The 22,432-nt window shown below is 46.5% G+C and carries 14 protein-coding genes; 4 read left to right on the top strand and 10 right to left on the bottom strand.

Annotation, left to right across the window (positions count from 1 at the left end; genetic code table 11):
• Positions 1 to 107: 107 nt before the first annotated feature.
• The gene (locus K8S15_02670) at positions 108 to 962 is read left to right on the top strand and encodes a hypothetical protein (GenBank protein MCD4774937.1); all 855 of its coding nucleotides are present in this window, start codon (positions 108 to 110) and stop codon (positions 960 to 962) included.
• Positions 963 to 2,840 carry a hypothetical protein gene (locus tag K8S15_02665; GenBank protein MCD4774936.1) on the top strand — a complete coding sequence of 626 codons (1,878 nt, stop codon included), beginning with the start codon at positions 963 to 965 and terminating at the stop codon, positions 2,838 to 2,840.
• A gap of 74 nt (positions 2,841 to 2,914) precedes the next feature.
• On the opposite strand, the gene K8S15_02660 is transcribed toward K8S15_02665, so the two are convergent.
• From K8S15_02660 to K8S15_02620, 9 genes are all read right to left on the bottom strand, one after another.
• A complete protein-coding gene (locus K8S15_02660; GenBank protein ID MCD4774935.1) occupies positions 2,915 to 3,286 on the bottom strand; it encodes a prepilin-type N-terminal cleavage/methylation domain-containing protein in 372 nt (123 codons plus the stop codon).
• Between the two features lie 211 nt (positions 3,287 to 3,497).
• Positions 3,498 to 4,787, bottom strand: a complete 1,290-nt coding sequence (locus K8S15_02655; protein MCD4774934.1) for a hypothetical protein — start codon at positions 4,785 to 4,787, stop codon at positions 3,498 to 3,500.
• 59 nt (positions 4,788 to 4,846) lie between these two features.
• The gene (locus K8S15_02650; protein MCD4774933.1) at positions 4,847 to 6,244 is read right to left on the bottom strand and encodes a sigma-54 dependent transcriptional regulator; all 1,398 of its coding nucleotides are present in this window, start codon (positions 6,242 to 6,244) and stop codon (positions 4,847 to 4,849) included.
• 1 nt (position 6,245) lies between these two features.
• Positions 6,246 to 7,880: a hypothetical protein gene (locus tag K8S15_02645; protein ID MCD4774932.1), complete on the bottom strand. Its 1,635-nt coding sequence runs from the start codon at positions 7,878 to 7,880 to the stop codon at positions 6,246 to 6,248.
• Between the two features lie 72 nt (positions 7,881 to 7,952).
• Positions 7,953 to 9,161: a type II secretion system F family protein gene (locus K8S15_02640; GenBank protein ID MCD4774931.1), complete on the bottom strand. Its 1,209-nt coding sequence runs from the start codon at positions 9,159 to 9,161 to the stop codon at positions 7,953 to 7,955.
• Positions 9,162 to 9,177: 16 nt separating this feature from the next.
• On the bottom strand, positions 9,178 to 10,248 hold the full coding sequence (locus tag K8S15_02635; GenBank protein ID MCD4774930.1) for a type IV pilus twitching motility protein PilT: 1,071 nt from the start codon (positions 10,246 to 10,248) through the stop codon (positions 9,178 to 9,180).
• A gap of 31 nt (positions 10,249 to 10,279) precedes the next feature.
• Complete coding sequence (tadA, locus tag K8S15_02630) at positions 10,280 to 12,058, bottom strand: Flp pilus assembly complex ATPase component TadA (protein MCD4774929.1); 1,779 nt, start codon at positions 12,056 to 12,058, stop codon at positions 10,280 to 10,282.
• Positions 12,059 to 12,069: 11 nt separating this feature from the next.
• Entirely contained in the window at positions 12,070 to 13,851 is a 1,782-nt protein-coding gene (gene tadA / locus K8S15_02625) for a Flp pilus assembly complex ATPase component TadA (GenBank protein ID MCD4774928.1), read from the bottom strand.
• 163 nt (positions 13,852 to 14,014) lie between these two features.
• The gene (locus tag K8S15_02620) at positions 14,015 to 19,609 is read right to left on the bottom strand and encodes a hypothetical protein (GenBank protein MCD4774927.1); all 5,595 of its coding nucleotides are present in this window, start codon (positions 19,607 to 19,609) and stop codon (positions 14,015 to 14,017) included.
• A gap of 120 nt (positions 19,610 to 19,729) precedes the next feature.
• Here K8S15_02620 and K8S15_02615 point away from each other — a divergent pair, with 120 nt between their 5' ends.
• Together K8S15_02615 and K8S15_02610 are read left to right on the top strand one after the other, a co-directional pair.
• The gene (locus K8S15_02615; protein MCD4774926.1) at positions 19,730 to 21,142 is read left to right on the top strand and encodes an LptF/LptG family permease; all 1,413 of its coding nucleotides are present in this window, start codon (positions 19,730 to 19,732) and stop codon (positions 21,140 to 21,142) included.
• Positions 21,139 to 22,230, top strand: coding sequence for an LptF/LptG family permease (locus K8S15_02610; protein MCD4774925.1), 1,092 nt, complete (start codon positions 21,139 to 21,141; stop codon positions 22,228 to 22,230). Before K8S15_02615 ends, K8S15_02610 begins: the two co-directional genes overlap by 4 nt.
• An 11-nt stretch (positions 22,231 to 22,241) precedes the next feature.
• Here K8S15_02610 and K8S15_02605 read toward each other — a convergent pair.
• Positions 22,242 to 22,432 (bottom strand): T9SS type A sorting domain-containing protein (locus K8S15_02605; GenBank protein MCD4774924.1); only part of this gene is annotated, 191 nt, incomplete at its 5' end.

The raw sequence follows: 22,432 nt of genomic DNA, 5'->3' as shown, positions 1-22,432 counted from the left end.
AAAGATGATATTCCCGGAAGGAGTTCAGTATCTACAAGTACGTTTCTATGATCCTGACACTTCTTTCTGTTTCTGTTCCAAATCGATCATGCCTGCACGATTTTGTATTGATTAATGAAGTTAGAGAAGTAGAGATTATCAGCCTGTATATTTGGGGTTCTGGCCAATCTGATAAAGGTGACAATCGACTGATCTCAAGTCTACAGCCGGATTCAAGTATCACATTATCTCTGCCGTCGGGAAAATGCAATATCCTCGCGTTCGATGAATTGCGTAACTCCTACGGTATCGCTGAAAATTGTCAGAAAAACGCGCCCGATACAATTACGATCGATCTGGAATACATTACTTTCGGAAGACCAAATGTTGATTACGGACATTACGTACTGAATCTGACCAATTCACTTTACGGATTTGCGCTTGATACCCTGATACTCTCTTCAGAGCAGCTTAATGAAAACATCGTAATAGATGACTTCAGAATATTCCCTGGAACCAGTATCATTATCTGGCTTGATGAAGGCATCTATTCGATCAATGCTGTAGATCAGATCGGTAGAACATATAGTACAGATAATATCACCGTGCCGACTGACAACTGCATGGTGTCAATAGTTAACAGTATGGTAATCAATCCTGAACCACCTATTGGAATAACAGGATGCGGCAGCGGGTCGCTTCTGATAGAAAACTGTCTGCCAACGGCAGAAATTACGGAACTGCAAATAATACCACAGAATGGTTTGGATGGGATCTTCCTAGATAACTTGACCCTTCAGTCCGGGGCAAGCATGGTCGCAAAGCTTAATCCGGGAATTTATTCAATAACGGCAACAGATGAATTTGGCGCTAAATACACTATTTCCTTTGAGCAACAGGATACCGATATTACAAGGTTGCCGATAACATATGAATCTCTGCAGTACGATTTCAGTTTTCCAATTATCAGTCGGGAGCAATGAATGGGCGGTACACCCCTGACTGACTGGCTTAACATCAGCTCGCTTGCATGGTCGCTTCTCCGTATTGCAATTATCTGGCTTGCATTCTATGGCACAGGTACACTGATATTACGAATTAAATTGATTAAGAAGTACTTCAGTCTGATGCCTTCAGTCATTCCCGGAATGCTTTTTTATATGGGAACAATAGTATTGATGTCACTGTTTCATCTGCTCACCAGAAGAATTATACCAATCTTCATTATACTCGGAGCATTGACCGGGCTGGTTTTAGTATATGTACGATTGAAGAAGTACTTTTCCGGTTTCCGTTTTCACTTGAAACATCCCGCTATTTTCCTCCCTATCCTGCTGGCAGGATACATTCTGATTACAAACCTGATGCTGGCAGGACGTCCGGAAATGGACTTCAACGATACCCAGGTCACCTATCTGGTTCAGCCTGATAGATGGTTGAATGACGGTCAGATGAGCTTTCTTGATGAAACAAGGTGTTCTGCCTTTCCAATGACTTCGGAAATACTGTTGTTGCTGCCATCTTCACTTGCAGATGACAGAGTAGATCAGCTTATTCTAGGTCAGCTGTTTGAACTGAGTATGTCCATTGCATTGATCTTGTTATCAATGGTAATACTCGGATTCGGATGGAAATGGTATCCAGCCGCGCTGATAAGTATTACCGGATGCTCCACGATTCTTCTCTGGTGCCACTTTGCCAAACCCGATGCAACTGCTCTTTTCTTTGTCACAATAGCCCTAGTAGTATTATTTAAACAGATAACAGACACTGATTATCGTTTAGATCTAACAGCATTACTAATAATGGGTCTGGCGCTGACATCAAAATTGACAGTATACTTCGCACTCATTCCATTCGTTATAATGTATATTTATATAGCTATACGTAATAAATACAACAAATTTAGTGTTTTATCTAGCATTATTACACTGATATTGCTACCATTGATATTTGTGATACGAACATTTATTCATACAGGTTCTTTATTCTACCCCTATACATTATTTAATTTTTTTCTAAAACCTGAATGGCGAATGCCTGAAGTACAACTTACTTATCTTACATTCAACGATAGAAGTTCGGATTTTTACCCAACTGTGCGGTTTCTTCAGAATATCTGGCATTACTTCGGAACCTGGAATTCTTCCATTTTTCTTCTTCTCGGAGGATATATTCTCACAATAAAGAGAAGGTGCTTGAAAAGAAGAACTATAATTCTTGCTGGTTTTGGAATTTACGCGATTATTTCCCTGATTCTGTTCTATCCCGCATGGTGGGGTGCGAAATACGGAATACTGCTGATTCCATTTGCCACTCTGTTTGGTCTTTCTATGTTCAGGCATTTGAAATATGGCCTGCTTTCCGCGACTATTCTGACAGTTATGATCTATTTCATCTATGATACTTCTTTGTCACCAACAGAACACTACGGGCTGCGATTCAGAAACGAACTGCTAGAATCATATGTAAGCAATGATTGGAAGCTATCCGATTGTGAAATTGTTCAGAAACAACCTGAATTGAAAGCAACACTCTGGATGAATCATCATCTTCCTTGTAATTCAACAATCCTTTCATTTTATGAGAGGAAGCGCTATTTCTCCAATCACAGGTGGATTACTGCATTTGAGTATCCTGTTGCCGCGCATTTATATTTAAACAACAGTATTGAAGATGAAATAAGTATTCTTAAAGAATTGGATATTGATTATATCATCCTTATGGAAATTAATCCCGCCCCATTTGATGATGAAAACTCGGTTGAACTCTTTTCTAGAATCGGCCCGGGAGATGTGCTTGAACCGGTTGCGAACATCGATGGACATACAATCTACAGATTCTGTCCATCAAACCTGTAGTTTCATATAAACATTGATCAAAAGAACGGCGGGTTGTTAAGACCCGCCGCCAATCTTGAAATATCAGAATGTTACTACCAGGAGACTATGCCATCATTGATACTACCGTGGGTAAGAGGTGCAACAACATTACACCCTATTGCGTAAGTAGTCGTCGGCGCAGCCGGGACTACAGTGTAAGCACCGCTGGCTGGACAGCTGATAGACGTTGCATTTCCCATTATCGCGCTTGCTCCACCAGCTGCAAGCTCAGCAAGCGTGCCATACGCACCGTACATTCCGTAGTACATGGATTCGCCTGTTCCAAAGGTCCTTAAGTTGCTTCTGCAGGAAACCTGCTCCGCCTGGTCTTTAACACTTGAGAACTTCGGTATCGCTATGGCAGCAAGGATACCGATGATGACCACAACGATCATCAGCTCGATGAGGGTGAAACCTTTTTTCATTTTTGGTTCCTTTCGTTTAGAGTTAACGTTAACAGATACTAGTTTTCAATCGTACTATACATTGAAGCAATATGTTTGCCAAGATGCAGTATCCAGTATTTATTCCCTTAAGAGAACCATATATAGCCTTTGTAAAACGGTAAAGTGAAACGCTTGAAAAAAAACATCTATTGCAAATTGCAAGACACAAGTCTCATTATGCATTTTTATATTACAAATCAATAAAGAAATGCCTATGGGGATTATCTATAATGGCAGCGTTGATTAACAGGCTGCTTAATTCCTCTCGGGACATGCTGTAATCACCAACATCTGAAACACCTGTGGATAGATCAATGTCCGGATTGAACCAGGTTGCCATATTTTCGAACCATCCTGAAAAGTTGCCTGTGGAGAGTAATACAATATCCGGCCTTCTATCATCCACATATTTCAGAACCCATCCCCCGTAGAGAAGATCATTGCTGCTAAGGAAAAACGCTGATTCTAACGGAGCCGGGGCAAAGTATTCCACTATAGTATCTTTCTGATCAGGAAGCGGATTCCAAAGCAACGCTCCCGCTGCAAGAACAGCGCCGGCAGCAATAATCCCAGCTCTCTTTCTCCGCTTAACCAATGCTGATATACCGATAAATGAAATCACGATTATCGCGAAAAGGGATATTACAGCAGTCTGTGTTGTTCCCGCTGCCATTGGATTGATGAACGTTACAAACAGTAAATCCGCAATGATCAGAATTTCTAATTTGATCATGAGTTTTCTGTTCGTTCCGAAAAGCTTCACCGCCCCTATAACAATCGGCAGAAGAAGAACGGGCCATAATATCCTCCACAGGGCACCTAGATGCCGCAGTAGAACATCAGCTGAAATTCCGCCCATACTTCCGCCGTATACTTCTCTGTAGCCTCCCGCTGTAACCTGCCTTACAAAATTCGCTATTGATCCTGTGCTGCCCCAGTCTACGATAGTCCCTGAAGCCGAATAGATTGGAAGCGCAAGGTAAACGCTTAATCCAAGCAGCAGACCACTTACGAATTTAAGTATTGAAACATTCTTCCATCTGAACAACACAGGTAAAAGAATTCCCTGAGGATGAATTGTCATTGCAAGCCCCATAAGGTATCCGCCTTCGAGATCAAAGGAAGGTTTTCGATACAAGGCCAGTGCGTAGATCAAGAACAGGGGCCCGTAAGCATCCCACATAAGGAGCCTGCCGGCAACAGCGGGAAGCAGTAATACCCCTATTGAAAAGAATACTAATGATATCGATGGTTTTTTCATGATAAGCAGAAGCGCTGACGCGGCGGCAAATGCAAAGAGCAATCTCAAGCCCTCGGAGCCGAAGACAATCCATGACAATCTTGATGAGAGACTGAGGATGGGAAGCCCCGGTGGATGGTTGATACCTCCAAGCCTGGCTACAGTAAGAAACTCACCCCCGTCCTCAACAGGGATGCCACTCTGACCGGTGATGAAAGTAATCGAAAATAATACTAACAAAAAAATGAGCGGCAGCAGAATTCCGGAATGAGAAAAAGTGGATTTCCGGGATTGTTCTGTCACGGAATTTCCTGATCCTGTGAATACTTCTCCAGTCTTCTGTACAATGTGCTTTCGTTAATTCCCAGTATCTTTGCCGCAAGGCGTTTCTGACCCCTGGCCTCGTGTTCCAGGACGTACAGCGTATATGCCTTTTCTATCTTCTCCAGTGTGGGATTATTAAAGGCAGGCTGCTCTGCTCTTGTTTTGGAATCCGCAGTTATTTGCTGTATTTCCCCGGGGAGCTTTACGAAATCCGGAATATCGCTCGCTCCAATTTCGTTACTTCGGGTCATCACGCAGAGTCTCTCAACAAGGTTTTCCAGCTCCCGAATATTGCCGGGCCAGCTGTAATCGAACAGAATCTGTCTTGCTTCAGAGGTAACAGTTTTAATCTGTTCGCCGGTTTCACCGGAATAGTCTTCCAGGAATTTACTAAGAAGAAATGGGATATCGGATCTTCTCTCCCGCAGGGCGGGAACATGAAGAGGAATAACGTTCAACCTGTAATAAAGGTCTGTTCTGAAATTGTCATTCCTCACCATTTTACCGAGATCAGCGTTGGTTGCCGATATTATCCTGGCACTAAACGGGACATGTCCGGTTCCACCGACAGGAAGCACCTGACGCTCCTGAAGAGCTCTGAGCAGCTTTACCTGAAGTTCCCTGTCCAGTTCACCTACTTCATCCAGAAAGAACGTACCTCCTCTCGCTGCCACAAGAAGCCCTTCTTTGTCCTTGTGAGCGCCTGTGAACGAACCCTTCATGTGGCCAAAGAGTTCACTTTCCAGAAGATTTCTGGAAATACTGCCACAGTTGACCGCGAGGAAAGGTTTGTCCGATCTGGAACTGATGCTGTGAATAGCCCTGGCTATAAGCTCCTTCCCGGTGCCGCTTTCACCTGTTATAAGCACGGTACTGTCCTTATCGGCCACCATTCTCACTTTTTCAAGCAGTTCAACAATGGGTTTGGATTTCCCGATTATACCGTCTACAGTATATTTTGAACGAACTTTCTTCTTCAGTTCTCTGTTCTCCCTCTTAAGCTCCCTTTCGCTGAGGGCTTTCTCTATCGCTATCAGAAGCTGGTCAACTTCGAAGGGTTTTACAAGGTAATCTGTTGCCCCTTCTCTCATTGCTTTAACCGCAGAATCCACACTGGAAAAGGCTGTCATGATGATACCTATAAGGCCGGGGAATTTCTCCTGGAGTTTCGTAAGAACTTCAAAACCGCTTATTCCGGGCATCTTCATATCAACAACCAGTATATCCGGCATTGATTTCAGTCCGGCTTCTACAGCCTGTTCTCCGTTTGAACAGCACGATACATCGTAACCATGCTCTTCAAGAAGTATGGAAAGCCATTCCAGCATGGGCTTTTCATCGTCAACTATCATTACAGAAACAGGTCTGTTCACGCTATTTCCCTCCAGCTTCAGGCGCAATTGCGTCGGGTGGAGCTATTGGAATGCTCACCCTGACAGTTGTGCCTTCTCCGGGTTTTGAGTCGATATCCATTCTTCCCCGATGATCACGCGCTACTTTTCGGGCTACGAACAGTCCGAGGCCGGTTCCCTCTTCCTTGGTGGTGAAGAATGGGTCGAACATCTGAACCAGAACTTCATCGGGAATCCCGGGTCCGTTATCATGTACATTGAGTTCAACCATACCATCTACAGGTGAATTAACAAGGGAAACGATGATTTCCCCAGCCTGGGAATTCTTCAGTACCTCAGCGCTGTTACGCATGATGTTCGTAAGCAGCTGAACGAGCCTGGCCTGGTTGCCAAATACGATGAAATTGCCTTCTATGTGAGATTCTATTCTGGTCTGTGATCCAAAACCCTGTTTTGCGACTTCAATGGCTTCCATCGCTACAGCTTCCAGGGACACAGGATTCGTGTAGGATACGATGCTGTTTCTGGAAAGCTCAAGGTAACCCTCAATTATCTCCGATATCCTTTTTGCCTGATTGCTTATCAGATCGGTCATCCTGTCCGTTTTCTTCCAGTCCAGTGTTCCCATTTTTAGAATATGAGCCGCTCCGCTCATGGATGCCAGAGGATTTCTTATTTCATGAGCCATGGTGCTTGAGAGCCTGCCTATCGCCGCCAGCTTCTCCTGCTCCTGAAGCTGCCTTTTAAGCTCGAATGTTTCCGTAATATCTGTTATTGCTACAAGGGCACCGGCAGCGTTGCCTTCATGATCGAGAAAAGTACCCATTCGACATTCCAGGATTCCATCGTTAATGCTTACCTCAATGACCGGAGGCATTCCCGCGGAAAGTTGAAATTCCCTCAGCATTGTGTAGATGTCGGTATTGATAACCTCTTCCTTCCAGTTATCGCCCATGGATAGAATCCTGCGCCCTGCGTTGTTGATACTCACTGGAACTCCGGAGTTGTCTATTACGAGTATGCCGTCCGATAGGCTTTCAAGTATTTCCCGGGACATGGTCCTGGCTTCCCTCAGCTGCCTGAGAATCCCGTCAGCCCTTCCCTTTTCAAACAGTAGATGCTGCGAAAGGTAACCTGAAACAAGACCTGTTATTGTAAGAAATCCCGCGTATATCATTACAAACAGTAGAGCGTACTGAAAAGTTACATGCGAGGGTAAAGCATTCAACAGCTTTCCCAGCGTACTCCCCGTAGGACTGTATTCAAATACTCCTGATATTGTAACGAAGGCCAGTAAGGCCACCATCACTGAATCCAGTACGGCTATCAGTACTCCACCGCGAATGCCAAGATATACGCCTGCAAGGAAAGTATGAATGAAGAATAATGCGGTTAAAGGGCCATCAAACCCGCCGGCCATCCGAATCAGCACTGAAGCCAGAATAGAATCCAGAATGAATACTATCCACAGCTGCCATTCGCTTTCCCGAAGTGTTTTTCGGAAAAGAACATCTGCTGCGACCGAAACGATTACAGCAGCGCCCACAGAGGAGTAGAGCACTCCTACCCTTGACCATCCCAGAAACATAACACCGAAGAGTATGAAAAGACTGAATACAATGAGGCGCCCCACCTGAAGCCAGGTGCGGCGCGTCATTGTCAATATGCTTCTATGCATATTTCTATCCTTGCACAGGAATAAACAGTGACACCGTTGAACCTGCTGTTATTACGCTCCCACTGTTCCAATAAGATCGAAAATCGGAAGGTACATTGCAATAACGATACCACCGACTATTCCGCCCAGAATCACGATCATAATAGGTTCGAGTGTTGCCGTAAGGCCCGCGACAGCCGTATCTACTTCCTCCTCGTAGAAATCAGCGATTTTCATGAGCATGGTATCGATTCCGCCGGTCTCTTCGCCAACCGCGATCATCTGGGTCACCATACCCGGGAAAACACCGGAAGCCTGCAGCGGATTGGAGATATTCTCACCTCCGGAGATACTGGTTCGAGCTTCCATGATCGCGTCAGCTACAACCCTGTTACCTGAGGTTTTCGAGGTGATGCTCAACCCATCAAGTATGGACACACCGCTTGATATAAGCGTACCCAGAGTTCTGGTGAAACGGGCGATTGACATCTTTCTCAACATCATACCAAAAATGGGCATTTTGAGCTTGATTGCATCGATAACTTTCTCGCCGTTTTTAGTTTTGTAGTACATTTTATAGGCAGTTATAATAGCAGCAAAGCCTATCAGAATCAGAACGATGTTTTTCTGAACGAATTCGGAAAGACCTACAACGAACCGCGTTGGTCCGGGCAGCTCGCCGCCCATGTCAGCAAACATCTGCTCGAAAATTGGTATTACGAACAGCAGCAGAGCCATTACGACCACGATAACAACTATCAGAACTACCATTGGATACATCATGGCCGATTTTATTTTACTTTTAAGAGCGGTTGATTTCTCGAGGTGTATGGAAAGCCTGTCAAGGATAGTATCCAGAATACCGCCCTGCTCACCCGCGGCGACCATGTTCACGTAAAGCTCAGAGAATATTTTACTGTGCTGCCCCAGGGCATCCGCCAGTGTTCCTCCCTTTTCCACATCCGATGTAACGTCTTCGATAACCTCCGCGAAAATCTTGTTATCCTGCTGTTGACTGAGTATCTGAAGACATTTGACCAGTGGAAGCCCTGCGTTGATCATCACAGCGAACTGCCGCGTGAAGGTCGCCAGTTCCTTGTCCTTCACGCCCGTTCCTATAACGCCAAAGGTGGCTATATCGAACCCTTTACCTTTGATCTTGGTTACATTCACCCCTCTTTGAGTGAGGAGTTCTTGCGCTTCCGCCTTTTTCGAGGCAGAAATCTTCCCCGACATCATTCTGCCGGCTCTGTTTGTTCCTTCCCAACTGAACTCAGGCATTTTCCGCCTCCTGTCGCTAAATAATCTCTCTGCCGGTTGCTATCATCTGTTCAAGTTCCCCGATATCGTGGGAACGCTCCAGGGCAACTTCTCTCGTGATTTCCTTCTTCTTGTACAGTTCAAATAAAGACTGGTTCATGGTCCTCATACCGTGTTTGTGACCTGCCTGCATAAGTCCGTATATCTGGTGAAGCTTATCCTGTCGAATAGTCGCTTTAACCGCCGGATTACAGACAAGAACCTCCGCCGCCAGCGCCCTGCCCGTTCCTCTGGCCTTTGGAACCAGTTGCTGCGTAAGAACGCCTATAGTTACAAATGACAACTGGCTTCTTACCTGATCCTGGCTTTGCGCTGGAAACGAGTCAATAATTCTGTTGATGGATTCGTAAGTGGAATTGGTATGCAGTGTAGCCATTGTAAGGTGGCCTGTTTCCGCGATGTTCAGTGCTACCTGCATGGTTTCCATATCCCTCATCTCACCAATAAGTACCACATCGGGATCCTGCCTGAGTACATATCTCAGCGAATTTCCATAGGACTTTGTATCCTGCCCTATCTCCCTCTGATTGATGATACCCTTATCGTGATGGTGCACGTATTCTATAGGGTCCTCTATCGTGATTATATGGCAATGCCTTGTTGCGTTGACCTTTCTGATTATTGAGGCAAGTGTAGTGGATTTACCGCATCCTGTAGGGCCGGTGACAAGAATCAGACCCTGGCGTTTCTCCGCGAAAGTTTCTACAGCATGCGGAACTCCGAGTTCATCGAATGAAAGTATCTCATGTGGAATGGATCTGATGGCACTGGCAACGCAGCCCCTCTGAAAAAATACGTTGGCTCTGAACCTTGAGAGGCCTTTTATTCCGAAGGCGAAGTCAAGCTCCTTCTCAAGCTCAAATCTTTTTTTCTGTTCATCCTTGAGAAGGCTGTAAATAAGATTCTGTGTATCCTGAGCAGTAAGAGGATCGTACTCCATCCTTTCCAGCTCACCGTCTATCCTGACAACGGGAGGGGTTCCAACCGTAAGATGAAGATCAGTGGCCCTTCTTTCCATCATTTCCTTTAACAGAGTTTTAATAATCATATTATGCTGAACGTCCTTCCTCTGTCTGCTGCTAACCGGTTCTGCTCTTCAATTCTTTCATGGCCTTTGTCACTTCCAGATCGTCCTCAACTATTTTGGTAACCTCATCAAGTGTTGTAATACCCGCCTTCAGCTTCGCAATAGCATCCATTCTGAGAGTTCTCATCCCGTTTTTCACACCCAAAACACGTAACTGGCCCGCAGTGACCTTTTCAATTATAGCCTGTTTTATATTCTTATCAATTGGCAGTACTTCGTAAAGCCCTATTCTTCCTCTGTAACCGGAGCCTCCACATTTACTGCAGCCTTTGCCTTTATATGTTGTATGTCCAACCATTTCAGCAGGGTCAACACCCGCTGCCAGATATTCATCATCCGAGTACTCATGGGGTCTCTTGCAATTTTTGCAGATTTTCCTGACAAGTCTCTGGGCCATGATTGTTCGAACAGATGACGCAACCAGGAATGGTTTAATACCTATATCGATCAACCTGTTCACTGTACTGGGAGCGTCGTTGGTGTGTATTGTGGAAAAAACAAGATGACCGGTGAGCGCAGCTTTTATCGCGATGCTCGCTGTCTCCAGATCTCTAATTTCGCCCACCATGATTATGTTGGGGTCCTGCCGGAGGATTGCCCTTAGAGCCGTGGCGAAATCGTATCCCATACTGAAATCTATCTGTGTTTGAGTTAAGCCTTCTATATTGTATTCCACCGGTTCTTCAGCGGTGTGAATGTTCCTGTTCTCCGTGTTCAGCGAACTCAGGGCAGAATACAGTGTCGTTGTCTTGCCGCTTCCGGTGGGGCCCGTAACCAGAACAATACCGTATGGAGAGCTGACTCCCTGCATGAATACTTTCAGCGCGTCTTCAGGAAAGCCAAGTTCCCTCAGGTCAAACTCCAGGCTGCCCCTGTCAAGAATACGCAGAACGATCTTCTCGCCGTTAACCGTAGGGACCGCGCTGACACGGAAGTCAATTGATCTTCCATCGATTACTGCCTTGATACGACCATCCTGTGTTTTTCTTCTCTCTGCTATATTCATTTTTGCCATTATTTTCAGTCTGCTTAATATCTGAGGCTGCACTTTCTTGGGAAGCTTTCTGACCACGAAGCACTTACCGTCGCGCCTGTATCTTATACGGAGGTATTTCTCGTAAGGCTCTATATGAATATCACTGACTTCGGTACGTACGGCTTTGGCAATTATGGCATTTACAAAACCGACTATGGGGCCTTCCATAATATGTGAGTATTCATCCTCGAGATTGCTATCCTCGTATCCCTCTTCCTCATCTTCGTAACCAAGAGTCTGCACTACTTCAAGGTCATCAAGTTCCTCTTCATAGTCATCCAGCTGGTCTTTTACCGATACGAGGGAATCCTGTTTGCCGTAAAGGTCGTTCTGTGCCCTTCTGATAGCGGACGGAGCTGATGCATAAACGATGACTTCTTTTCCTACAGCGAACTTAACATCATCAACTGCGTACAGATCCCCCGGCGACCCCATGCCAATGTAAAAATATTCCTTGTCTTCTTTAAATGGAACAAGAAGATATTTTCGCGCGGTTTCGTCCGGGAGTGATTGTGCAAGCAGGGGATCGAATTCCAGCTCATTAAGAAATACTGGCTTAACGGAATATATTTCGGCCAGGAATTCGGTGATAAGGTCTTCAGGTACAACGCCCATCGCAACCAGCTGGTCGGCAAGCTCAATTTCGCCCGGGCCGTACGAGCTCAAGACCTGGTCAATATTATCCTGCGTGACCATTCCGGATTCCAGAAGCATCATCGCCAATCTGCTAAGCAAGATACCCTCCGTTAAGAGTTCGCAATTGTTTCTCTTAGGACTTCATCGAACGTAGTAAGCCCGGTTTCCAGCTTCCTGATAGCAGCTTCTCTGAGGTTCACCATGCCCTTTTCCAGCGCTACTTTTTCGAGCTCTATGCTGCTGGCATCACTCTCTATCAGGCGCCTTATGTCATCGTCTATTCGCATAACCTCAAAAATACCAATTCTACCCTTGTAACCGGTATTGTTGCAGTACGAACAGCCTGTGCCTTCGTACAATTTGATATTCCTGAACCTTTCAGCGTCAATTCCAGCGTCAGCGAAAACATCATCGGGAACATGTATTTGAGTCTTGCATTTGGGACATATCTTTCGGATAAGCCTCTGAGAGGCTATACAAACCACTGATGTACTGAGCATGAAGGGTTCAGTACCCATGTCAATCAGCCTGTTGATGGTGCTTGGAGCATCGTTGGTATGGGTAGTTGAAAGCACCAGGTGACCGGTCAGAGCGGCTCTAATAGCGATCTCACAGGTTTCCTTATCCCTTATTTCTCCGACCATGATTATGTCAGGATCCTGCCTCAGGTATGCTCTGAGAGCGTTGGCGAAAGTCAATCCGACATCGGAATTCATCTGGACCTGGTTAATACCCTTAAGATTGAACTCAACCGGGTTCTCAGCGGTCATTATGTTAACGCCAATATCGTTAAGCTCGGTAATGGCGGAATACAGCGTGGTTGTTTTTCCGCATCCAGTAGGCCCGGTGACAAGTACAATTCCAAATGGTCTCTTGATGCCTTTTCTGAATTCCTTGAGTGGCTCCTCTTCGAATCCAAGCTTCTCAAGGTCAAGAATAACAGCGCTGCGGTCAAGAAGCCTCACTTCAACTTTCTCACCGAAAAGCGTAGGCAGAGTCGCGAGCCTGAGGTCAACAAATCTTTTGCCTACCAATATCTTCTGCCTTCCATCCTGCGGAAGATTATGGTCGGCAATATCCATTCCTCCAAGGATCTTGAGGCGGCTGACCATAGCTGATCTGTATTTCCTGCTGGGACGCATGACCTCATGAAGGACACCATCTATCCTGAACCTGACCCTCACGAATCTCTCAAAGGGTTCGAAGTGAATATCGCTGGCCCCCCTTCTTACAGCATCCGCTATAAGACTGTTTACGAGTTTGACAACGGGAGAATCAGCTATTTCAAAATCAAGGTCATCTTCCTCTACTTCCTCTTCCTCATCACTCTGTATAATCATGGATTCAAATACTTCATCACCGATAAGCATGTCCGCATCCGCATCTAAACCATCATCATCAATATCCGCAAGAGAAGTATGTATACTGTTGTTCCTGTTTTTCTCATCGATCGGTACGATGGCTTCGGAATCAGCGTAAAATTTCGACAGAGCCCGTTTTATCATGCTCGAGGCACATATGTGGGGTTCAATATCCATTCCCAGTGAAAATCTGAGATCGTCAATCGCGAAGAGGTTGTTGGGGTCGGTCATGGCTACAATCAGCTTTCTGCCATCTCGATTGATGGGAATAACTTCATACCTTCTGGCGATATCACCTGTTATCAGGTTAATTACATCTTCGTCGATATCTTCTTTATCGAGATTTGAACTCTCGATACTCTGCTGTCTTGCAAGAAATTTATTAAGATCAGCTTCGGAAATGGCCTGGATTTGGACCAGGTGGAATCCCAGTCTGTTATTATCTTCACTCTGTCTACTGAGAGCCTGTTCAAGCTGCTTGTTTGAGATAATGCCAGAGTTCAGAAGTAGCTGGCCGATCTTTATGTTCATCAAACCTCCAAAATCAACTCATCCTGATGTAGCAAGTAACACCCCTGTAATTATACATGTTCAGACTTTATTGTACATTCCAGTTAGAGATGTAGCCTCCAGTTCGAACAACAATGAGCATATACATAAATGTTGTAAATGACCAGATGGAAACCCGCGGAATTTAGAAATTGATAGTTACCCAGATATTCATACCGATATCCCGCTGGTCAAACTGAGAGTTAACCCTATCTGTTTTCCAGCCGATAATGCCCGTAAGACCTGCGGTTACCGTGCCAAAATCATAATTCACCGCAGGTTCTATCCGCCATTCCTCCCTGTCGGTCTGAAGCTGCGCTCCAACTGAACTGCCAAGAAGCTCACTCCTGGTTCTCGACCTGGTTACGTTGAGGCTGGTTGTAAGGTCGCTCCGGAAACTTATCCGAAGTCTGTCAAGAAGCGGCAGCGGTATGGCTATTCCACCGGGAGCGCAGAATGAGTATTGAATACGAAATTGAAGGCTGCTGTTGCTGCTTTCCGTTTTTGCCTGCGTTCCCGTGAAGCTCTGCATCACCGTATTTGTAACATTATCGCTGAGAGATATCTGCACATCGTTAAGAAGTGTAAAACTGATATTGAAGAGCGGTGACCAGTTGACTTTTTTCGTTTCAGTTGTTGGGATATAAACGTCACTTTCATATCTTCCGCTTTCGGTTGTCTCAATACTGTATCCTGAGCTGGCAGAACCTGTTCTAATAATATCACTCAGGCCCGCGATCCTGTGCAATCCGGACCATGAGAAAGAGACCGAGGGCCACGTTTTCGATCTCTGATTGTTCCAGAACCCGGAATAAAGATTCCTGTTTTCAGATGATCTGTACTCAATCCTGAAAGACATTGTAGATACCGGCCTGAATCCTCCGGAAACCTGAAGGTTCCATCCTTTTGTTCTGTCCCAAGGAACGACATCGTCCAGTACAGGCTCGATACCTGTCTGATATCGCCAATCGGGAATGAATTCCATATCCCGATACTCGCTGCCTTCGGTTTCCGAATAGGTAATGTTCGGATCATTGATCATGTTAGCCCATCGTTCAAGCTTAATCAGGAACCATCTCGGGCTTCCGGTTTCAGCTTCCTCATCAAGCCTCTCATCACGCAACCTGGCAAGGCTTCTTATCGTATGAACAAATCCAATCCTTACATTTACTCTCCTGGTGGCTGAAACTGAATACCTTTGCAGTCCAAGAGAATCCGCCCCTGACAAAGTATGGGGAGCAAGCCTTGACTGCCCGTAGTGGGAATCAAAAGAAAATCTGGGATTCAGATAATCAAACAGATTAATATCCTGGGATACGCTGATACTCTGATTCCTTGATATCTCCCGTCCGACGTTCATTCCTGTACTTCCCTCCCAGGGGTACAGAAGATCCCTGACAAGGCCAAGTGAACCGCTTGCGGATAATCCTTTCCAGGGGTTGAAGGTAATCGCCCCGTTGGAGGACAGAGTTCTCAATATAGTAGCCCGGGTCTGCACTGTATCGTCATTTACAAAACTCCACCTGGTGTCCCAATTGTTCCTTCGCGAAAGGGACCAGCTCACCCGGGTGGGTCTTATTCTGAAATACTCAATAACCGGAAGATCAAGAAGCTGCATTCGTCCGGGACTGATTTCGTATGACAATGCTCCATCCGCCATACTTGATGTATCCCTGCTTGAGGGTGTCAAACCGTATCCTCTGGAATATGTATGTGTGAATCGGAACGGATCAATAAGATACCTGCTAAAAAAGGATTCAGATGAACTGTTTTTCCTGAGTTGAAAACCTGTACTCCAACCTCTACTCTGTGTTCGCTCATCCCATGATTCATCATCGCTGAGACGGAAGTCGGAACCGGATTGAAATACCGGTTTGGAGATATTCAGTGACCACGCGAAATTAGCAGGGGCGTAAAGAGCCCAGAGGGGAGGCGTAAATCGGTTGATGTACATCGTTGCCCCTGCATTATATGTAGTTTTCGTATTTCCCTGCCCGGACCTGCTTCCAAGTCCGTGAAAATCGGAGTCTACCTCCCTGTAATCACCGCTGAGGGATAGAAAATCTGCTACATCAAGACCCATTGTTACTCTATGCGCTGTCCCTGAATTGCTCCAGGGCTGGTTCAAAGTAATATCGTCAACCCATACCGTGGTGTTCAACGGGGTCGCCGAATTGTTCTGCAGCCCCAGACTCATCTCCATGATCTTCGCGAAATTAGGGGAACCCCGTACTGCCAGATTGCCTTCCTTTATATACTCCAGTTCCAATTGATCTTTTACGGCCTTCAGACCAACAAGATCATCAAGACTGATCTCCACTATCTGCCAGCCGGGTTTTAAATCGACTCCTATCTCGTAGTAATTAAGGCTGTCGGTTCCCAGCCTGTAAATAAGGTCTGAATCGTACAGTTCTTCACCGTGCACAAGGAATCGGATCTGCTTGTAGCCGGTATAATCCTCTCCGCTGTAAAAACTCTGTGTGGCAAGACCGTAGTGTCCGGAGCAAATATTCTCGGCCTCCAGAGAGATGGACTGCTCAAGCCTTGGGTCACCGTACTCGTCCTTTCCTGTATCCACACCGGGAGGGGGATCGTTGGCGTACTCAGGATTATCCTTGTTGTTAACCGTGGAAACGTACATTTTTTCCGATTTCAGTACGGGCAAACCAATTGAGTCCGCGAGTAATACACCTTTCTCCTCCCACCTGTTTCCGACTACCTCGAGGTCGTATATCTGTACAGTATCAGCATCTGCGAAACCATCCACCCACAGCCTCGCGTAGCTTATCTTCTCCCATGTGGGTGTACCAGTTACAAATCCGGGTACGGAAACGACTGAAGTGTCCTCAAGGGGGATCTCTATAAGCATCCATCCATTCGCATTTGGTCCGGACACAATGTAATCCGGATCGTCTATAGGTATATGGATTCTGAAAAACGAATTGGACCGGTCGAGTATACCGTTTCTGTTAAGATCCTCCGTATCAAGAAGATCGTTATTCTGAGTACCGTTTATTCTGTCGTATCTTTCAGAAGGTGGCTCGTTTCCGTCGTAATGGTAGTTATCCATATTAGGATCACCCCCCTCTGGAGGGTTCTCCTCATCATCCCAGAGATTGTCCAGGCCAGTATCCTCGTCGTTCGACAGGATACCGTCAGTGTTAATATCCTCTGTGTCCAGCTCACCGTTGGCCCTTCTGACAAGTTCCCCGGCCGTCCTCTCAAGCCAGTAGGAATCCTCATCTATCCTCTCGCCCAGATCAAGACAGATATTTCCGCTCTGGGCTGAACCCGTAACCCTTATGTACATCCTGAGATGAGTTTTCCTGGAAAAATCCAGCCCGTATTTGTCCATACACCTTTGAATGCCGCCCCATGAGTATTCGCTGTCATCCTTTGGCTGGAAATAGAGTTCCAGAATATTATTCACATAATTATCTTCCTGTCTGCCGGTAACGTTCGGCACAATGTCCTCAAGTTTCCATCTCCGGTAGGTGTTGTACCACCTGATTTCTCCAACTGGAAATTCGGGAGATACCTGTGTAACAGGAATACTTGACAGATGCCATGCGGCTCTGCTCTGCCCCACAGGGAATGCTGTTTCCGTACCCTCCATATCATCAACGTAAGCTATGCCGTCAACATTTGGATTAGGAAAACTCATGGCTATTTCTCCCGAGATGATGGCTTTGCTTTCGGCCTCGGTAGTTATTCCGGGAATCATATTCGCAAAATCCGTGAGGAATTCAGGTTTTGTCTCGAGATGGGCATCAATATCGGCAACCAGAGTCCTTGTGGATTCTTCACTTACCCTGGGCCTGTCGCCGGGGGTGCTGGCGCTCTCGAACATTACCGTGGCTCCCAGCCATGAATCCGATCCTATACTGTAAACGGCCCTGGATCCTATCAGGGTCTTCTTCTGGGCGGCGAAAAGGGGAAGGTATTCGAATGTGACACGCAGTGTGTTGCTGGGATTCTGGGCATCCTCGGCAGCCTCTCCCATAAGGGTCAGCAGCCCGATTTCGTAGATAATCGTGTAGTCTACATCCTTAGCCAGGGTTCTTGTAGTTCCCGCTACTGAAAGAGTAACGCTTTCACTTCCGGGTATTATCCCCATCCGTCCGAGTGAATATGTAGTCGAAGCCGCCCTGTAGCTCACTTCAATGAAATACTTGCTCTGCGTCGGGAGGGGATTGTTCTCATTGTAAACTGCCGGATTCGTAACATTCAGTACCGGATCAGTGAAAGGTCTGGTTTCGGGGAACACGAGGAAACCGTTGTCCCAGTCAACAGCGTTCTCTTCGTCCGCGAGAGAACCGTCCCCGTTTGTGTCAAGCCCCAGAAGTTCAATGAACGGAACTCCCTCCTGACTCTGGACAGGATCCTCTCCCGACCTGTCAAGGTATATGCTGCAGTTGAAGCTTTCCCGAACGATGTTGTTTGCACCGAGGAAGTACCTGTTCCGTAATTCGTAACTCCAGGTTGAATAATCGGGCAGAGGATTGCTCTGTTTTATCAGTTTCAGATTCCAGTCAGTACCCGTACTGGCATTACCTATTGTGTCACCCTCGGCTGTGACCATCCAGACAGCTATCCTGTAATTGTTGTTCACAGGTCTTCTGAAACGGATGGTTGTGGATGAATCAACCAGAACGTAATCCAGGTCCAGACCGGGCTGAAGTTCGTCCCAATAACCGTTGCCAGTCTCTCCCGTGCCCTCGATGAACCATGCTCCCTCAACGGCCCCTGTTTCCTGATTGTTCGTTCCATCGAGGTCATCCTGAAAAACCCTGATCGATACTATTTGGGGTTGCTGCTGGGAATCCGGCAGTGTGTAGAAGAAGTAATTGTCTGCCGGATGTATATCGAGAATGCTGTCTTCAACCATGATAGCCTGACCAACGAATTCTGAGGATTCAGTGGACCCGGCTTGCCGGCTCGCGATGGTTGTGAATTCAACGGGACCAACCTGGGCAAGTATCTTGGCGCCGAATAATCCTTGGTGTGGAATACTGTAAGAAACGAATTCCGGCCCGGTTATTGAAAGGCTGATGTCGCCCATCTCGATACTCTGTATTATCTCGTCCTCGTATCCTTCGTACCGCAGACTCAGGCTGCTCTGAGGGCCGAAGCTCCTCCGGCTGTCATGGTCAACATCGACATGTATCTTCTCGCCGATGGTTCCTTCCAGCTGAACCCGCAGTTCCTGCTCCATCTTCAGGTCGGGAAAGAGGGATTGACTCTCACCCTCCATCTGTACCGCGTTTGGTCTGTAGTGGGATACCCCGGAAAGAGTGATTTTCTGATAACCGCTGATATCTATCTGTCCGCCTTCTCCGATAGCTCCCGCGAGTATCGGGGGCATGTCCAGCGGCAGGTAAATTGTAGGCACAAGGGATCCCTGATCCCTTGTTGTTCGCATACAATTATTCCTGTTCATAGCAGTCCAGGTATCACGGAGTTTCCATTCCATTGACCGAAGATTCATGTCCTCAAGAGGAGAACAACCCTGTGTGGAGACCGGAATGGTACCATGAAAAAGCCGCCAGCATATGAAATGGTTTCGGAAAGAGTTTACAAGGCGCCAGGATACACCCGGAGAAACGAGCAGATCGGTAGAGTATTCAGTCTCCCATGGGTAAACTGGAATAAGCCTGGGAGCCCGCACTCCTACCGCTCCCGCGGCTGTAACCAGTACAAACAATGTTATCCATGGTAAAGTTCCGGTTCTTATTCTCATATCAGGATACTAGTCCCCCGGTTGCTTATGGTTCCAGCTGCATGCAGTGGAAAGATAAACTGATAAAGGGTATAATTGCCATATTGTCCGATTTTTCTGAAAGCCTATAATGAGATGTATATGAAAAAACTGCAAGTTTACACATTAAGGGAATTCATTTCACCCTTTCTTCTTTCCGCGGGTATCTTCACCTTTGTAATGCTGCTGGACAAACTGCTGGATCTTCTCGATATGATAGTAAGCAAAGGGGTACCGGTAAGAACCGTTGTGGAAGTTTTCCTGCTGCTGCTTCCCTCAATGGTGGCGGTCGTGATCCCCATGGGAGTTCTGGCCGGTGTGCTCATGGCGGTTGGCAGAATGGAATCCGACCTTGAAGTGACCGCAATGAAATCATCGGGCATAAGCATCTTCATGCTGATCAAACCCCTCATGCTGGCCGCAATTGTCCTCGCTGCAACCATGGTACTTTTCAATAACTACGTTCTGCCGGACGCGAACCACCTCGCCAAGAACCTCCTTCTTGATATCGGCACCATGCGACCGGCCGCCAAGATCATCCCGGGGATGTTCGTGGAAGATATCGAGAATTACAGGATAATTGTCGAAGAAAAGGATGACTTAACCGGCGAACTGTCGAATGTTGTTATACATGAACGGATTCCCGGCATGCCCGGGAGAACGATCACAGCCCTCAAGGGGAAAATGGAGCCGGTTTCCGCGAACCGTTTCCGTCTTCTCCTCACCGATGGACAGATGCATGAACTATCGGAATCAGGTGAGTACAGAAAACTGGATTTCGCGATATATACCGTTGAAATAACCAGATCCGAAGAGCTGATCAGGCAGAACAGGGACAACCGTGGGGACAGGGAGCTTTCCGCGGGCCATATGCGAGCTCTTGTTGATTCTCTTCAGATGCAGGCTGATACATTCGAGGATTCACTTATCTGCACCGGCAGCGCCCCCATTCTTGCCATGATGAATGATTCATCAATATCCAGAGGAAGGGGTATCTTTCCTCCTCCTGACAGCGTTGACGCTCGCACATACTTCAATCTGTCAAGGAATTTCATGGCGCAGCAATCAAGTGACCTTCGTATCCTGGCGGACAGAAAGGCTTCACTGCAGCGGAGCATAAGCAGATACAGGGTGGAAATACAGAAAAAATACTCCATACCTTTTGCGTGTATAGTATTCGTGCTTCTTGGTATCCCGCTTGGGTTGTCAACCAGGAAGGGCAACGCCGGTATTGCACTTGGAGTAAGCTTGCTGGTTATTCTTGTCTACTACCTTTTCCTCATAGCCGGAGAACAGCTTGCGGACAGAAGGATGATGTCCGCATTCCTCTCAATGTGGCTGCCGAATATCATACTGGGCGCCTTTGGGACAGTTCTGACCATCAGGAGCCTCCATGAAGGCAACCCGCTGCCTCTGGGAAGGCTGACCGCAGCATTAGTATCTTTTTTCAGAAGATTCAGCGGCAGGCATGAAATAAATGCTTCCAATGGTATGCGGGATCGCGGTTCAAGATGATATTCAGAATACTTGACCGTTACCTTGCATTGAGATTCATCAAAATGATACTTATTTCGGTTTCCTCATTCGTCATCATCTTTGTAAGTGTAGACGCCTTCGATCATTTCACAAGATGGGTTGATAAAGATGTTTCCATGGGAGCTTTTCTGACCTACTACTTCTACGGACTGCCCTATATCATAGTGCTGGTGCTTCCGGTAGCCGTTCTTCTAAGTTCACTGTTTCTGATTTCATCCCTTTCCAGAAGAAACGAGCTGGTGGCAATGAGGGGCGCGGGAATAAGCGTACCCAGGATATTCCTTCCGCTGCTCGTCGTTGGCGCGCTCACATCGATCTTCGAACTTGGCATCGGTGACTTCATAGTCTCCAATGCCACATACCAGCAGACACAGATAAAAAGAGTTGAAATAGACGGTCAGGAACCCATAAATTACTCGAGAAGAAGTAATTTCGCCCACAGGTCACCGGACGGGTCAATACTGGATATAGGCTTTTTCAATGGCAAAACTGAAATGATGGACGATGTAACCATCGAATGGTTCGATGACAGCAGCAAGGTCATTCGAAGGCTTGATATGGATAGATTGGTCTGGTTCGATTCATCCTGGACAGGAATAAATACAACTGACAGAATCTTCGGGCCATCGGGAGCGCTGGCTTTTTCTACAGCTGATACACTTACAATTCCTGAAATAACTGAAACCCCGGCAAATTTCGGTTCAAGACAGAAAGCTCCCGGAGAGATGAACTTCATCGAACTCAGTAACTACATAGAAAGCGTAGAAAAAGCTGGAGGAGACACAAGAGGGGACCTGGTAGAATTCTATCTGAAATTCTTCTTCCCCCTGTCAAATCTTATTATGGTATTCGTGGGAGCGCCTCTGGCCCTTAGAAATCCAAGGAGCGGCAAGGCATCGAGCATAGGATTGGCGATACTTCTGGCTTTTCTTTTCTTCTCACTTCTAAGATTCGGACAGACCCTGGGTCACAAGGGAGCTCTACCTCCCCTTATAGCCGCAAGCATAGCGGACATCGTCTTCATAGCCCTGGGTCTATTCCTTCTTTCAAGGGCATCAAGAGTTTAACTATCAATCACCTATGGGTGAATCAGAGTAAACACCCTCCGCACGATATCGTTACCTGCTGTCAGTCTTACGTAGTAGGAACCTGACGGCAACCCTGAGACTTCGACCTCATGAGTGCCCGGATCCATTTCTCCATCAACGGGCAACGCTCTCAGTCTTCCCGCAAGATCGTAAATGGAAACGGTGACAGGCCCCGATTCCG

Source organism: Candidatus Aegiribacteria sp. (assembly GCA_021108005.1).
Lineage (GTDB): Bacteria > Fermentibacterota > Fermentibacteria > Fermentibacterales > JCC-6 > Aegiribacteria.
Note: the sequence above shows the minus strand (reverse complement) of the source record. Positions and strands in the feature narration are given on the sequence as shown.